The 15,179-nt window shown below is 68.9% G+C and carries 12 protein-coding genes; 3 read left to right on the top strand and 9 right to left on the bottom strand.

The window, feature by feature from the left end; genetic code table 11:
* Window positions 1-12: 12 nt before the first annotated feature.
* From DTQ71_RS11180 to DTQ71_RS11205, 6 genes are all read right to left on the bottom strand, one after another.
* Window positions 13-825, bottom strand: a complete 813-nt coding sequence (locus DTQ71_RS11180) for a TIGR00282 family metallophosphoesterase (protein ID WP_109564375.1) — start codon at window positions 823-825, stop codon at window positions 13-15.
* 107 nt (window positions 826-932) lie between these two features.
* Window positions 933-2,096, bottom strand: coding sequence for a carbohydrate ABC transporter permease (locus DTQ71_RS11185; RefSeq protein ID WP_109564376.1), 1,164 nt, complete (start codon window positions 2,094-2,096; stop codon window positions 933-935).
* A gap of 48 nt (window positions 2,097-2,144) precedes the next feature.
* On the bottom strand, window positions 2,145-3,164 hold the full coding sequence (locus tag DTQ71_RS11190) for a carbohydrate ABC transporter permease (RefSeq protein WP_109564377.1): 1,020 nt from the start codon (window positions 3,162-3,164) through the stop codon (window positions 2,145-2,147).
* Window positions 3,165-3,308: 144 nt separating this feature from the next.
* Entirely contained in the window at window positions 3,309-4,853 is a 1,545-nt protein-coding gene (locus tag DTQ71_RS11195) for a GMC family oxidoreductase (RefSeq protein ID WP_109564378.1), read from the bottom strand.
* A 72-nt stretch (window positions 4,854-4,925) separates the two neighbouring features.
* Window positions 4,926-5,498 (bottom strand): hypothetical protein, encoded by a 573-nt coding sequence (locus DTQ71_RS11200; protein WP_146204843.1) that lies wholly within the window; start codon window positions 5,496-5,498, stop codon window positions 4,926-4,928.
* Between the two features lie 95 nt (window positions 5,499-5,593).
* Window positions 5,594-6,814 carry an ABC transporter substrate-binding protein gene (locus tag DTQ71_RS11205; RefSeq protein WP_109564380.1) on the bottom strand — a complete coding sequence of 407 codons (1,221 nt, stop codon included), beginning with the start codon at window positions 6,812-6,814 and terminating at the stop codon, window positions 5,594-5,596.
* A gap of 214 nt (window positions 6,815-7,028) precedes the next feature.
* Between DTQ71_RS11205 and DTQ71_RS11210 the strand changes: the two genes are divergently transcribed.
* Window positions 7,029-7,985, top strand: coding sequence for an ester cyclase (locus tag DTQ71_RS11210; RefSeq protein WP_109564381.1), 957 nt, complete (start codon window positions 7,029-7,031; stop codon window positions 7,983-7,985).
* Window positions 7,986-8,116: 131 nt separating this feature from the next.
* Here the strand turns inward: DTQ71_RS11210 and DTQ71_RS11215 are convergent, their stop codons facing one another.
* A complete protein-coding gene (locus DTQ71_RS11215) occupies window positions 8,117-9,097 on the bottom strand; it encodes a phosphoadenosine phosphosulfate reductase (protein ID WP_109564382.1) in 981 nt (326 codons plus the stop codon).
* A 172-nt stretch (window positions 9,098-9,269) separates the two neighbouring features.
* Here DTQ71_RS11215 and DTQ71_RS11220 point away from each other — a divergent pair, with 172 nt between their 5' ends.
* Window positions 9,270-10,337: a glycosyltransferase family 2 protein gene (locus DTQ71_RS11220; protein WP_109564383.1), complete on the top strand. Its 1,068-nt coding sequence runs from the start codon at window positions 9,270-9,272 to the stop codon at window positions 10,335-10,337.
* Between the two features lie 26 nt (window positions 10,338-10,363).
* A complete protein-coding gene (locus DTQ71_RS11225) occupies window positions 10,364-12,547 on the top strand; it encodes a glycosyltransferase family 2 protein (protein WP_109564384.1) in 2,184 nt (727 codons plus the stop codon).
* Between the two features lie 17 nt (window positions 12,548-12,564).
* On the opposite strand, the gene DTQ71_RS11230 is transcribed toward DTQ71_RS11225, so the two are convergent.
* Window positions 12,565-13,551, bottom strand: a complete 987-nt coding sequence (locus tag DTQ71_RS11230) for a hypothetical protein (protein WP_109564385.1) — start codon at window positions 13,549-13,551, stop codon at window positions 12,565-12,567.
* A complete protein-coding gene (locus DTQ71_RS11235; protein ID WP_109564386.1) occupies window positions 13,548-15,176 on the bottom strand; it encodes an AMP-binding protein in 1,629 nt (542 codons plus the stop codon). Before DTQ71_RS11235 ends, DTQ71_RS11230 begins: the two co-directional genes overlap by 4 nt.
* Window positions 15,177-15,179 lie beyond the last annotated feature (3 nt).

Raw genomic sequence — 15,179 nt, forward strand, 5'->3', positions numbered from 1 at the left:
CGGTGGGCGCTTTCAACCCGGCGCCGCCTGCGTCAGGCGCCCGCCCACGCGCACGGGCGCGACCGACCGCGCCAGCCCGGTCGCGTCGTCCGTCTCGACGAAGAGGCCCGACAGCGTCGCCTCGCCGCCCGCCGGCTCGAACCGGGCCTTGGCCATGCCCGTGACGAAGCGGCGCATCGGCTCGGCTTTCTCCATGCCGATGACCGAGTTGTAGTCGCCGCACATCCCCGCATCGGTCATATAGGCCGTGCCGCCCGGCAGGATCGTCGCATCTGCGGTCGGCACATGGGTGTGGGTGCCAACCACGACCGAGGCCCGCCCGTCGCAGAAATGGCCCATCGCCATTTTCTCCGAGGTCGCCTCGCAATGGATGTCGATCAAGATGGCGTCCACGGTCTTGCCCAGCACCTGACCCTTCAGCAGCGTATCCACCGGGGCGAACGGATCGCTATAGGGCCGCGACATGAAGACCTGGCCCAGCACCTGCGCCACCAGCACGCGTTTGCCGCCGATCTGGTAGATCCGGGCGCCCTTTCCCGGCGCCGCTTTGGCGTAATTGATGGGCCGCAGGATACGGGTTTCCTGTTCGATGGCCTGCATCATGTCCTTCTGGTCGAAGGCATGGTCGCCCAGCGTAATCACATCCGCCCCGGCCTCCAACAGGTCCTTGGCTTGCGCGGTGTTGAGGCCGCGCCCCGAGGAGGCGTTCTCCCCGTTGACGATGACCGCATCGAGCCGCCACTCGGCCCGCAGGCCAGGAAGCCGCTCCGCCACGGCGGTCCGGCCCGCCCGCCCCATCACGTCGCCGAGAAAGAGAATACGCATGGAGCGGGGTTACGCGGCCTGACCTGCCGTTGCAACGTCGCCGCTGCGGGCCGAACCCCTCGGGGCGGCTTCGGCCAGAATTTTGGCGAAAACCCTGGCCGACGATCTCACCCTTTGACCGCCCCCGCCGTCAGGCCAGACACGATCTGACGCTGGAAGATCATCACCAGCAGGAAGAGCGGCGCCGTGATGCTGACCGCCGCGGCTACGGCCTCGACCTGGTCGGTGGTTGTCGTCTCGCGGTTGAAATAGCCTGCGATCGCCGGGACCATCGTCTGGTTCGACGCATCCAGCAGCAGCGAGGTCACGAGGAAGTCGTTATAGGCCAGCAGGAAGCTGAACAGCCCGGTCGTGATCACACCCGGCCACATCACCGGCATGATGACCCAGCGGAAGGCCTGGAAATGGGTGCAACCGTCGACGCGAGCGGATTCGTCCAGGTCCACGGGAATGTTCTGGAAGAAGCTGCGCAGCATCCAGATGGTGAAGGGCTGGTTGATCGAGACCAGCACCGCGATCACCGCGAGGGGTTGGCCATAGAGGGTCGGGGCGTTCTCGCCCAGGATCGGGGACAGGATCTCGGCGGAGTTGATGAAGACCGGCAGATAGCCCGCGACCAGCACCGAATGGGGCAGGGCGCGGAACACCAGCGCGATGATCAGGATCCAGAAGGCAAGTGTCGAGCCCGAGCGCGCCAGCCCATAGCCTGCCAAAGTCCCAACCGTCAGCGAGACGGTCACCACGCCCACCGTGACGATGAGCGAGTTGCGGAAGTTCTCGTAGAAGGCGTTCTCGACCCAGACGGCCTGATAATGCTCCGTCGTGATCCCCAGGATTGGCTGGCCCAGCGGGCCCAGCAGACCCTCCAGAGGCGCGGCGACCAGCGGCAGAAAGAAGAAGAAGCCGATCACGAAGAGCGTGCCGAAGCCCAGCGCGACGACGGCCCAGTTGAAGATCCGGTGCAACGTGCCCTCTGCCACGGTCATCGGCATCAGCAGTTTCGTTGCGGCCTTGATCGCGAGCCACGCCAAGGCGATCCCCAGCACGATGTCCACGATCGACACGCCATTGCCATCAGAGAGGGTCCGGGGGCCTGTCAAAACCTCCCACGCGGAGGAGGAGAAGGCGTCGACCGGCGATTTGAACGACATCGCCAGGATCCAGACCAGCGGGAAGGCCGCGAGCAGAAGCCAGACCAGAAGGAACGCGTTCGAGGCGAGCTTCAGCGATAAGGGCTGCCGCATGGCCCGGGGCAGGGAGGCGTCGGACATCGGGTCAGGCTCCGTTTGAGAACGTCATCGGGCGGGCACAGGCGCGGCTCATCTGCCGCGATGCTCTTGCCAGGTGCGCCGCAAGGGCGCGGCCAGCAGGATCACCACCCCGACCATGGTCAGCATCGCCGAGGCCGAGGCCGAGGAAATCGCCCGGTTCCCCGCATCGTCCGGGGTCAGGTAGTCATAGGTGAGATATTGCAGCGTGATGCGGTAGCTCTCGGAAGAGAACGCGATCACTTCCTCGAAGGCGCGATAGGCGTCCATCAGATGGATCAGCGTGATGAACACGATCAGCGGCATCAAGTGAGGGATCACGACATAGCGCAGCCGTTCCCACCGTGAGGCGCCGTCGATCACCGCCGATTCCAGCGTGTCCTGGTTCACGGTCTGGAGCCCCGCATAGAAGATCACGAAAGCGAAGGGCGCTACGTGCCAGACCCGGTAGAACATCATCAGGAACTCGATGGCCCAGCCATTGGCCGCGATGCTGAGATCGGTGTTGAACAGCGCCTCCAGCCAGACCGTCACGATCCCATCGCCATAGAATAGCCACCGGATCGAGAGTCCGCCGATCACCGGGGTGATGATAAAGGGCAAGAGTGAAACGAAGATCACTGGCCCCTTGATCGCCTTGGTCGCGTTGTTGACCACGACCGCGATGGCGAGGCCCAGCCCAAGGACCAGCGGCAGGGTGATCAGCGTGAAGGTCAGCGTGAACCGCAGCGCGCGCCAGAAATCGATCCGCAGGAGCGCGCCGAGGTCGAAGCTGGTGATCGCATCGACGAAGCGCTGTCCGCCCAAGACGTTGGCGTAGGAGGAAAAGCCCACCCATTCGGTCGTGGTCACGGTGTCGCCGTTCTCGTCGAGCACCGGGATGGTCTTGACCTCGGTGACGCAGTTCTGGGTCAGGAAACCGGCGGAACAGGTCTCCACCTCTTGGGTCGTGAAGACGGGCTGCGTGACCTGGAAGGAGTTCAGGAGAACCGACACCAGCGGGAAGGCGATAAAGAGCAACATCAGGAAGACCGATGGCCCCACGAACATCGCGAATGTCTTGAACTTCATCCCCGGACTCCCCACCGCGTTTGTGGGAGCGTTGCATACGTAGTCAGTCGCTGTCGACAGTTTTGTCGCACCCCTGCCTCCAACAGGGCACGGCACGGGCGAGACGGCGCAGAATCGGGCGGCCGGCGAACCCGCCGCGGGCTCTCAGCCGACGAGGGCGGCGGAGATGAGCTGTGCCGCGCGGTGACCGATCGTCATGCTGGGCGCGTTCGTGTTGGAGGATGGGATCGACGGAATCACGGAGGCATCGGCGACCCATAGCCCCTCACGGCCGCGGACGGCGAGATCGGGGGCGACCGGCGCTGTCATGTCCCCCATCCGCTCCCCCATCCGCAGCGTGCCGACCGGATGGTAGGAGGTGCCGCAGCTTTGGGTGACATACTCGGCCAGAGCATCCCGCGTCTGGACATCGGGTCCGGGATGACGCTCGGGCGCGCGGTGCGGCCCCAGCGGCGCGCGGGCCAGCACCTCCCGCAGGCGCGCCAGCCCGGCCACAAGGATGTCCCGGTCTGAGGGGTCCGACAGCAAACCCAAATCGATCTCCGGCGCGGCGCGCGGATCCGCCGAGGCAAGGCGCAACCGCCCCCGGGAGCGGGGGCGGCAGACATTCACATCGGCGAAATAGCCCGACCCCATCGTGATCATCCGGCCCTGCCAGCCCATCATATAGGGGATGAAATGGACCTGGATATCGGGCCGGGCGTCGCCGTCGGACGTGGGCGGCATGGCGCGCAGGAACGCGCCGGCCTCCACGAAGTTGGAGGCCATCCGACCGTCCCGCCGCAAGAGCCACCGAAACGGCGCGCCGGCCCAGGCCGGGAGCTGATCCAGAGTCAGCCCATAGCCGGAGCGCGGCCCGGCATGGTGGAGGCCGACGGAGGGATGGTCGTGCAGGTTGGCGCCGACCCCCGGCGCGTCCTGGACGACCTCGATCCCATGCGCGCGCAGATCCGCCGCCGGGCCGACGCCCGAGCGCATCAGGATCGCCGGAGAGCCGATCGCCCCCGCGCTCAGCACCACGCCGCGCCGCGCCGTCACCACGCGCCCATCGGTCAGGTGGACGCGCGCGGCCCGCGCGCCCTCCCACCCGATGCGGTCCACATTGGCGCCGGTCAGCACCTCCAGCCGGCCCGCCTTTTGCGCGGGGCGCAGGAAGGCATCGGCCGCGGACCAGCGGCGGCCGTTGCGCATGTTGACATGGAAGACGCCCGCGCTTTCGCGCTCGGGCGTGGGGGGGCCGTCGTCATTCGCGCCCAGGGCGCGACCGAAGCCTTCGGAGAGAGGGTGCGGGTCCGGCAGCCGCTTCGGAGAGAGGCGGGCCTCGACTGCCTCGAAGGCGGGCTCCATCTCGGACCAGCCCCAGCCGGGCAGGCCCCATCCGTCGTAATCGTCGGCGCGGCCCCGAAACCAGACCATCGAGTTGATCGACGAGGAGCCACCCAGCATCCGGCCCCGCGTGACCTTGATCGCGCGGTCGCCCAGACTGGCTTGCGGGGCCGAGCGAAATCGCCAGTCCCGCGCGCTGCCCATCGTCCAGAGCAGACCGAAAGGAACCTTTACTTGCGGCACCGCATCCGTGGGCCCGGCCTCCAGCACGCAGACCGTGCCGAGTCCGGTCTCGGCCAGGCCCCCGCCCACGGCGCATCCGGCGGAGCCCGCCCCGATTACGACGATATCGAACTCCGGCACCTAGAATCTCCCCGCGCAAGTCGCGGCCAGGGTAAGCCTCGCCGCTGCCGGGCCAAGCCCTGAATGGGACTCTCAGAGGCCCGACGCGCTGATCGATTCGATCTCGCCGCAGGAATACGCGATGTCGAAGACATAGGTCAGTTTTACCCGGCTGCGGCCGACGCCGACCGCGTCGACCGTGAGGTCGATGCGCTCCAGCCCGGCGGGCAGCGGGGCGGACCAGGCGCTGCGATGGGAGCGCGCGCCCATCAGCACGCTGAGCACCCAATCATGCTCCGCCGTCCAGGGGGAGCCGGCGCTGACGCGTTCGTCCCGCGTGCCGGCGCCGTAGATGCCGTCGAGATGGGCGCGTACCTTATCGTACTCCTCGCGCACCGCGTGGCCCTGGGGATCGTAGCGATGCGGAGCCGTGGTCGCGCTCACCTCGCAGATCTGCCCGCCGGGGCCGACCCGGCCGATATAGGCGACGAACCGGTCGTTCGGCTGCGGTGGGACCAGGAGCAGCCTGTCCTTGATACGGGCGAAAGCCCCGGCCTCGACCGCGGTCATGTCCGGCGCGATACCGAAGGCCTGGGCCCGCGCCATCGTGGCGACCCCTGAGAGCAGGACCACCGCGATGACGGCAAGACGAGCGAAGATCGGCACGGCCCCAACCCCCAAGACGAAAAGACCCCGCGAGTATTCCTCACGGGGTCTTAACGGAGCGTTAAAGACGATCGGTCGCCGTCAGGCGGGCCGGGTCAATCCAGCAGGCCAGCCTCGCGGGCGGCGGAGCTATACGCCTCCTCGACGGCGGCCAGGGCCTCCTCGGCGGTCGCGTCGCCGGTGAAGAAGGCCGGCAATTCGCTGCCCAGCGCGGTGTGCATCAGGCCCATCTGCGAGGTCGAGGGGTAGGAGGGCGGCGGCGGCGTGGCGGTCGCCGTTGCGATGGCGCCCTGCGCCATCTCATCGGGCCGATAGCCGGGCACCAGCCAGATCGCGTCGGAATTGTTGGCCCGGACCATCTCCTCGTCTAGCCCTTCCATGGCGACGCGGAAGGCCGCCTCGGCCTCCTCGTCGGAGATGTTGGCGGCAATTACGATGCCGTCCCACCACAGCGTCGTCGCAGGCGGCATGCCCGGCTCGGCCAGCGGCGCGGAGGCGGTGGCGACCCGCCCGACCACGGCGCTCTCTGCCTCGTCGTTCATCGCACCGGCGCGCGACGCCCAGAGGTTCGCCATGGCGATCTTTTCCTGCTGGAACTGCTGCTGCACGTAGGTCGAATCGGAGACCAGATATTCGGGGTCCATATACTCGGTCAGGCGCTTCATCATCTCCAGCGCCTTCATCCCGGCCTCGGAGTCGACGTTGGGCGTGCTGTCGGCATTGTAGAACGTGCCGCCATAGCCGACGAACATGTTGTTGAAGTCCTGCGCCAGGTTCCAGCCCGAAGCCATCGTGGCGCCCAGCGGATACTCGACCACGCCGGCCTCCTCGATGGCGGCGGCGACTTCGAGCACCTCCTCGTAGGTCGTCGGCACCTCCAGCCCCAGCTCCTCGAAGATGTCCGAGCGGTACATCAGATGCTGGGTGTTCACCATCATCGCGATGGCCATCGTCTTGCCGTCGATCTGAATCAGCTGGTTGGGCGTGAGGTTCTGGCCGTATTTCTCGATCAGGTCGTCGAGCGGACGGATCGTGCCCTCGTTGAGGAGCGGCGTGACCGTGCCGTTCGAGACGCCGCCGATCTGGTAGAGCGACGGGTTGGCGGCGAAGGCGGCGGGCTGCTTCTGGCGGAACTCCTGATCGAGTTCGGCTTCGAAATTGCCGCACTCTGCCATGGCCTCGGACACGGCTTTCCAGGCTTCGAAGCCGGCCGAGAGCATCTTGATCTCGACCTCATTCTCGAAGGCGCAGGCATGGGCCGCGGTGCTGCCCATCAGGGCCACGGCCCCGGCGAGGGCCAGTTTCTGGAATGTCATTCTACGTCTCCCTGTTGAGGCGGGCCGAGTTGTGCCGGCCCTTTTGGCGGGTGCGTCACGGTCCGCATTCTGATCCCGGCCCGGTGCGCGGATCAAACCGAATCCCGCTTCACTTCCGACCGCAATCAGCTACGGTATCGCGCATGCATACGCATGCAAGGGACGCTAGCCGCGGCAGGTCGGCCCTGGCAAGCGTGAATCTCACGAGGACCCGATGACCGATACACGCCATTTCGTCCGCTCTGGACTGGATACCCTGCTCAAGGCGCCCGAGAGCGCCGCAGACATCCTGGTCCGCGATGCGGTCTGGGACATGATGGCCCCGGTGGAGCAGGTGGCGGGCCGCGACGCGATCGTGTCGGAGGTGATCGCGCCGCTGCGAGCGGCCTTCGTCGGGCTCCACCGCCGGGACGAGATCGTGATCGGCGGCAAGAACCGCCGGGAGGTCGGCGGGCGCTGGGTGGCCTGCGTCACCCATTATGTCGGCACCCATCGCGGCCCGCTTTGGGGCGTGGCGCCGTCGGGCAGGCTGGCCTTCCTGCGCGCGGGCGAATTCCACCGCACGGCCGCCGATGGCCGCATCACCGAGAGCCGGATCATCCTCGATCTGCCCGATCTCATGCGCCAGGCCGGACGCATGCCCTTTGCCGAAGGGCTGGGGACGGAGATGCTGTTTCCAGGCCCCGCGACCCATGACGGCGTCTGCCCCGATCCGAGGGGAGGCGAGGCCAGCCTCGATCTGATCGAGCGGATGCTCGCCGGGCTTCATAGCTACGACCCCGGCACCGTCAGCAGCCCGGGCCAGACCGGCGAAGGCGGGGCCTGGGCCGATGACATGCTGTGGTACGGGCCCGGCGGGATCGGGTCGAACTACCGCTGGGAGGGGTTCGTCTCGGACCACCGCGCAGCCTTCCTGACCGCGTTCCCGGATCGGAAGGGGGGCAATCACTACTGCCGGATCGGCGACGGGAATTACGCCGCGATCTCCGGCTGGCCGTCGATGACGATGACGCATCAGGGGCCTTATCTGGGCGTGCCGGCGACGGGAAAGGCGCTGACGCTGCGGGTGATGGACTTCTATCGCTGCGCCAATGGGCGGATCGCGGAGAATTGGGTGCTGCTCGATTATGTGGATCTGTTCCGTCAGATGGGCCGCAACATTTTGAGCTGACCGACGCACCGGCGGGATGACTGGCTGGGCCGGTCGGCGGCGTCGGCTGCGCGGGGGGCAGCTGGGCGGGCGGGCTCATCTGGGCGAGGTGGCTCATCGAGCCTGATGGCTCTCTTCGCCAGGGCGCGTCTTCACTCTCCGGCGAGCAAGAGCCGTCCGCTGTCGCTATCGGGGGCGGGTTCCCGGCCTGCGGGCGGGCGCTTTCCCTCCTCCTTGAGGCGGGCAAGCGCCTCGTTGAGGCGGCGCCGGGCCGAGGCCGCGCCGGTGCGGTCATACATCGCCCCGGCGAAGACGGCTTGCAACCAGGGCCGCCGCATCGTGTCCAGCTTGCGCAGGACGTTTGACAGCCAGACCTCATCCCGGTGCCGGGCGCGCCAGGCACGGGCAAAGCGCTGCGGCGTCAGCGTGCCTTGCTCCGCCTCGGAGAAGAGCTGATCCAGCAGGCCCATCGCTTCGAGCCGGGCGCCAAGGCGCGGGCCGCCATGGTGCGCGCGCAGATGGACGACATGGGGCCCGCGGAACAGGCTGGCATGCATCGCGTCGGCCGGCTCGGCCGGGTCGGTCACGACATAGACGCGCGCGGCGGCGTCCACCATGTCCGGTGCGTAGCCATAGCGGGGTCCGAAAGACAGGCTGCGATCGCCGCGAAAGCGATGCTCCCACGGGGTTTCGTTCGGGTCGAGCGTCGCGAACGGGGCGCAGAGAAAGACCGTGGATCCCGGCGCGGCCACCGAGAACGCCGCCGCGGCATAGCCCTTCACGCCCGCCCCCGCGAAAACCACACTGTCATAGTCGTCGAAAAAACCGCCATCGGTGAGGTCGTCGAAAAAGTCGAACACCGCCGGGTCCCGGAACCAGGTGCGCCCGCGGGAAACGATCGTCAGCGTGGACCAGCCGCGCTTGCGTGCCAGACCGGCCGACCACGGCTCCGCCGATTTGCGGCGCAGGAGCGGCGCGAGCGCCTCGAACTCCACCAGCAGAGTGTTGCCCCGGGGCTGGAACATGGCGAGATGCCGTGGCCCCAACTCTTCCAGCCAGCCGTCCTCGCCCAGCTGCGCGCGCAGGGGGGTGAGCGGCCCAGGGATGGCCGAGTCGGGATCGTTGGTCGGCATGACGGGTCCTCCGGCGAATGACGGCCAGATAAGGGTAGCCCGATAAAGATTAACATTCCGGCACAAAATTGCCCTGATTTGTTCCTAATTCGAGGCGACTGTTCCGCATCGCGATACGAACCGGCCGCTCGGGGCGGATCGTCACCGGACCCAGCCTGGAGCCGCCGCAATCATGGCCCCTTCCGTCACCGATTCCCCGACGATCACCGTGGTGACCTGCCTGCGCGACGAGGGGCCCTATCTCGTCGATTGGGTCGCGCATCTGCTGACGCTCGGGGTAGGCCGGATCCTCGCCTATACCAATGATTGCAGCGACGGAACCGAAGCGCTGCTCGACGCGCTGGCGCCTGCGGGCGTGATCCATGTCGCGCAGGGCGCGTGCCGGGACAGTCCCGGGCCGACGCCGCAATGGCGGGCTTTGCGCGCCGCCTGGGATCATCCGGCGGTGGCCGGGGCCGAGTGGCTGCTGCATCTCGATGTCGACGAATGGATCGCCCTGACGGGGCCGACGACCCTGGCCGATCTGATCGCTGCCTGTGGCAGGGCGCAGGCCATCGCTCTGCCTTGGCGTCTCTTCGGCTGCGACGGCCGATTCGCGCCCGGAGAGGGGCCGGTGCCCGCCCGTTTCACGCGCGCCGCGCCCGAGGCGATGGCCTATCCGGCGCTCGGCGCGTTCTTCAAGACGCTGTTCCGCCGCGACGGGCCTTGGAGCGGCTTCGGCATCCACCGGCCGCTGCAAACCGCGCCGCCGCGTTTCGCCGACGAGACCGGGCATCTGGACGACGCCCTGGCCCGCAGCCCCAAGCGCATCCTTCTGTGGCGGGGGGGCAAGCCGGCGCCGGGCCGGTTGGTCCAGCTCAATCACTATTCGATACGCTCGATTCACGAATTTCTCGTAAAGCGCCGCAGGGGGCTGCCCAACCACACCGACAAGGAGATCGACCTGACCTATTGGGTGGAGCGGAACTTCAACGCGACCCGCTGCCGCGCGATCGAGCCGCATCTGCCTGCCATGGCGGCGCGCGCGGCGGAGTTGCGGGCCCTGGACGGCGTGGCCGAGCGGGAGGCCGCCTGCCGCGCCGCCCAGGCGCGCGCTCTGGACGAGGTGCTGGCCACGCCCGAGGGGGCGGCGCTGTGCGGGCGTCTGGTCCTGGCCGCGGGAAGCGTCGCGCCGGAGCCGCGCTTGGGCCGCCATCTGGTCGCCTTGCAGCGGGCGGCTGTGGCCGGACGGCAGCCGTGATTTTGCATCGCCGCCTTGCTGGGCGGATGCTCCCTGGCTGCGATGTTATCGATGTGCAAGCGGAGCCGGGTCCGGGTCCGGTTCGGCTGTTCCTGGGGCGGGGTGTGGACCCCGAGGCGGTCGCGGCAGTGCCGGGGCTGGCGCCGCGGCGTGTCCTGGTGCTCGGCGGCTCGCTGGTGATCACGTCGGAGTGGGACGGGCAGGGCGCAATGCCGCTGCCCCTGCGCGGCCGAGCGGAGCGGCTGGAGCCCGCCCGCCCGGAGCCTGAAATCCTCGCCGGCCGCGACGTCCTGCTGGCCACGCGCAACGGGGAGAGCGCCGATCTGGTGGCGGACTGGCTCGCCTATCATGCCGCCCGCCACGACATCGGCGGTGCCGTGATCCTGGACCGGCTCCGCCCCGGTGAGGCGCGTCTGGACCTCGCCGGCGCGCCGTGCCCCGTCATCGTCGTCACGTCTCCCGTGCCCCTCGGGCACGACGAGCCGTCCGAGCGTGGTCCCCACCTCGCCCCCGAAGCGCCCGGCCGGGGCCGCCTGCCGCCGGGGCCCCACGATCCCTGGACGGCGCGGTTGGGCCAGCTCTGCGTGCTGGAGGCGCTGCGCTGGCGCTTCCTGTCCCGCGCCCGAGGTGTCGCCTGGATCGACGTCTCGGACCTGCTCGCACCCGAGGCCGCGCCCTTCGCCCGGCTGGCGCAGGCGGCCTCGGGCGTGGTCCCTCTGGAAGGCCGCCGGATCTATCCCTGGCGCGTCCGGCGCGGCGCGCCCCCCGCCCTCGGCGACCATGTCTGCGCCCCGTTCGAGCCGGTCACGCCGAACCGCCGGTGGGCCGCCGCCCCCGCGCGCCTGCCGGAAGAGGCCCCGTTCCGCATGGTGCGCGTCGGTCATGTGACGCCCGACGGTCCGGCTGTGCCGTTCCTGCGGGCCATGGCCGCGCGCCATGGTGAGGCGGGCGACGCTCCGCTGGCCCCCCGTGCCGCGCTGCGGGTCGAGGACGATTTGCTGGCTCTGGCGCGCGACGGCTTCGGCCATGACCCCGTCCTGCCGCCCCGCACCGAGGCCGAGGCGTTTGCGCCGCGGCTCCCCGCCGCGCTGCCGGGACGCACCGCCATCGTGACCTGCATGCGCAACGAAGGGCCGTTCATCCTGGACTGGCTCGCCCATCACCGGGCCATCGGGGTGGATGACGTGCTGGTCTATACCAACGACTGCACTGACGGCACCGATGCGCTGCTCGACCTGCTCCAGTCCCACGGCATCGTGCAGCACCGCGCCAACCCGTTCCGCGGCACCGGCCTGAAGCCGCAGCACGCCGCCCTGGCCGCCGCCGAGGAGGAGGCCGTGATCGCGCGCGCCGGATGGGTGATCTGCATGGATGTGGACGAGTTCCTGAACATCCATGTGGGGCAGGGGACCCTGCCGGATCTCTACGCCGCCGTGGGCGACGCGAACCTGATCTCGGCCACCTGGCGTCTCTTCGGCAATGCCGATCTGAGCCGCTTCGAGGACGTGCCGGTGCCCGCCCGCTTCGACGCCTGCGCGCCCCGGATGATCCGCAAGCCGCATCAGGCCTGGGGCTTCAAGACCCTGGCGCGCAATCTCGGGATCTTCCGCAAGCTGGGGGTCCACCGGCCCAAGGGGCTGAACCCCGAGATGTGGGACCGCGTGGTGTGGGTGAACGGCTCCGGTCAGCCCATGCCGCGGGAGATGCTGCGCAGCGGCTGGCGGTCCACGGTCGAGACGGTGGGTTACGATCTGGTGACGCTGAACCACTATGCCGTCCGCGATGCCGAGAGCTTTCTGGTCAAGCGCGACCGGGGGCGGGTCAACCATGTCGATCGGGACCAGGGGCTGGGCTACTGGTTTCGCATGAATAACAACGCGGAGCGGGATGGCAGCCTCCAGGAGCGGATGCCGTGTCTGATGGCCGAACGCGACGCGCTGATGGCGCTGCCGGGGGTGGCGGCGCAGCATGCGGCCTGCGTCGCCGCCCATCGCGCCAAGATCGCGGAGCTGCGCGAGCGGCCGGATTATGCGGCGCTCTACGAGGCGCTGATTTCGGAGCGGATGCGGCGGCTGAGCCGGATGCACGAAGTGTTCGGGGCGAACGTGTTCCTGGCCGGTCCCGACACGGTGCCGGACGAGGTGGCCTTCGGCGACCATCCCGAGGGGTTCTTCTTCACCGTGGGCGAGGTGGACGAGACGGCGCATTGAGCGACGGCGCCCGCGGCCTACCCATCGCAGACTTCCCGCAATCGCTGCCAGCTATCGTCGTCGAGCGCGCTGGGCATCTGCGAGGCCGGGGCCTCGCCGGGGGCGCGGCCGGTGGCGGTGGCCCAAGGCGCCCAAGCGAGCCGCGCGGCGGCGAAGCCGGGGCGCAAGCGCTCCGGTGCGGCCAGCGGCGGCGCGTCGAGCAGTAGCGTCTCGACATGCTCGGTGATCTCGGCATCGGTGACCACGCCCGCCGTCAGCAGCCGGATCAGGGACGTCGCACCCAAGTCGCGCAGCAGCGCCTCCAAGGGCGGGCGCTCCTGGGCGGTGATGGCCGCGGCCAGGAGATGGCCCGCCGCGACGTCCGGATCGTCCTGGGTCAAAAGCGGGACGTCCGACAGCAACAGCAACCCGCCGGGCAAGGCCAGCGCGGGATGCGGCAGGTCGCGCAGCACCTCGATCCGGCCCGGCGTGGTGGGCAGCAGGCGCGCATGCAGCCGGTCGAGCGCCTCGCGCCCCGTCACCGTCTCGCAGGGCGGGCCGGTCAGCAGCGTGAATTCGGCCAGCATCCGCTCGCCAAGCTCGCTGCGCTTGGACGGCGGCAGCAGACCCGCCGCCTGATCGCGCAAGGCACCCGGCAGCCACATGATGGCGAAGCCGACCGCCGCGCCCAGCACCAGCCCCGTCGCGATGCGCCGAAGCCGTCCGGGCTTGGCGCGGCCCTTCTCGACGGCGGCGACCACCCGGTCGAGCGCGGCGATCATCTCCGGCTCCTCGACCTCCAACTCTTCGTCGGTGCCGGGGGCCGGGGCATAGACGGCGGGCGCGCCCGCATTGACCCGCACCAGCGCGGGCAGGGACCAATGGGTGAGCGCGGTGCCCGCGCTGTCCTGGATCACCAGTTCTGCCTCGCCGATGGAGACATAGACCTCGCGCCGCTGCGCGCCCGCCTCCGGCCGCCAGAGCGCCGTCGTCTCCAGCCGCTCCAGGCCCTCGATTGCGGTCAAGCGGCCTCCTTCGCCCGGTCGCGGAGCACGAATTTCTGGATCTTGCCGGTCGATGTCTTCGGCAATTCTCCGAACACGATGCGTTTTGGCGTCTTGAACCCGGCGAGGCGCGCGCGGACGAAGGCGATGAGATCCTCGGCCGTGACCTCCGCCCCGGGTTTCAACTCGACGAAGGCGCAGGGCACCTCGCCCCAGGTCTCGTCCGGCTGGGCGACCACGGCGCAAAGGTCCACGGCGTCGTGATGCATCAGCGCGCCCTCGACCTCGACCGAGGAGACGTTCTCGCCGCCGGAAATGATGATGTCCTTCGCCCGGTCCGCGATCTGCACATAGCCGTCCGCGTGCTTGACCGCGATGTCACCCGAGCGGAACCAGCCGCCGCGAAACGCCTCTGCCGTGGCCTCCGGATTGCGATAATAGCCCTTCATCACGGCGTTGCCGCGCATGGCGATCTCGCCCTGGGCGATGGCGTCGGCCGGAACCGGCACGTCGCCCTCGCCGAAGACCTCAAGCCCCTCCATCATCGGGAAGGCCACGCCCTGACGGGCTCGCAGGGCGGCCTGTTCCTCGGCGGGTTTCTCGTCCCATTCGCCGGGCTGCCAGACATTCTCGGTGACATGGCCATAGGTCTCGGTCAGGCCGTAGACATGGGTCACCTCAAAGCCCAGCGCCGCCATCTTGGCCAGCGTCGCGGCGGGGGGCGGCGCGCCGGCGGTGAACACCTCCACATGCTGGTCGAAGGCGCGGCGGTCCTCGGGCTTCGCGTTTACCAGCAGGTTCAGCACGATCGGTGCGCCGCCGAAATGTGTGACCCCCTCGTCGGCCAGCGCGTCGAAGATCGCCTTGGCCGAGATGTCGCGGCAGCAGACCACGGTGCCGCCCACCAGCGGCATCATCCAGGTGTGGCACCAGCCGTTGCAGTGGAACAGCGGCACGATCGTCAGCAGCCTGGGATAAAGCACCATCCGCCAGGAGATCACCGTGCCCATCGTCATCAGATAGGCCCCCCGGTGGTGGTAGACGACGCCCTTGGGCCGCCCTGTCGTGCCGGAGGTGTAGTTGAGCGCGAGGCTCTCCCATTCGTCCTCGGGCATGATCCAGGCGAAACCGGGATCGCCGCCCGCCAGAAGACCTTCATAGGTCAGGTGCCGCCCGGTGGCCGGAAAGCCCGCCTCGGGGTCGGGGCATTCGACGATGATCGGGGGCGTGTCCTGCGCGGCGGCGGCCTGTTCGGCGAGTTCGATGAATTGCGTGTCGACCAGCACGGCCTTGGCGCCGCCATGGCCGAAGATATAGCTCACCGTATCCAGATCGAGCCGCGTGTTGATCGTGTTGAGCACCGCACCGCAGGCGGGGACGCCGAAGGCGGCCTCGGCCTGGGCCGGAACGTTCGGCAGGATCGTCGCGACCACGTCGCCCGGCGCTACGCCCAGGCCGGCGAGGGCCGAGGCGAGGCGCGTCACCCGCTCGCGATACTCGGCATAGCTGCGGCGGGTCGCGCCATAGACCAGCGCCTCGCGCCCGGGCCAGATGGCGACGGCCCGGTTCAGATGGGAGAGCGGCGTCAGCGCCACATGGTTGGCCGCGCATCGCTCCAATCCGGTTTCGTCCTGCAACCAGCCCATCGC

Origin of the sequence: Jannaschia seohaensis (assembly GCF_900116765.1) — a bacterium.
Taxonomy (GTDB): domain Bacteria; phylum Pseudomonadota; class Alphaproteobacteria; order Rhodobacterales; family Rhodobacteraceae; genus Jannaschia; species Jannaschia seohaensis.

Coding starts and splice junctions, on each gene's coding strand:
- DTQ71_RS11180 (WP_109564375.1), bottom strand. CDS start 825: ATGCGTATTCTCTTTCTCGGCGACGTGATGGGGCGGGCGGGCCGGACC.
- DTQ71_RS11185 (WP_109564376.1), bottom strand. CDS start 2,096: ATGTCCGACGCCTCCCTGCCCCGGGCCATGCGGCAGCCCTTATCGCTG.
- DTQ71_RS11190 (WP_109564377.1), bottom strand. CDS start 3,164: ATGAAGTTCAAGACATTCGCGATGTTCGTGGGGCCATCGGTCTTCCTG.
- DTQ71_RS11205 (WP_109564380.1), bottom strand. CDS start 6,814: ATGACATTCCAGAAACTGGCCCTCGCCGGGGCCGTGGCCCTGATGGGC.
- DTQ71_RS11210 (WP_109564381.1), top strand. CDS start 7,029: ATGACCGATACACGCCATTTCGTCCGCTCTGGACTGGATACCCTGCTC.
- DTQ71_RS11215 (WP_109564382.1), bottom strand. CDS start 9,097: ATGCCGACCAACGATCCCGACTCGGCCATCCCTGGGCCGCTCACCCCC.
- DTQ71_RS11220 (WP_109564383.1), top strand. CDS start 9,270: ATGGCCCCTTCCGTCACCGATTCCCCGACGATCACCGTGGTGACCTGC.
- DTQ71_RS11225 (WP_109564384.1), top strand. CDS start 10,364: ATGCTCCCTGGCTGCGATGTTATCGATGTGCAAGCGGAGCCGGGTCCG.
- DTQ71_RS11235 (WP_109564386.1), bottom strand. CDS start 15,176: ATGGGCTGGTTGCAGGACGAAACCGGATTGGAGCGATGCGCGGCCAAC.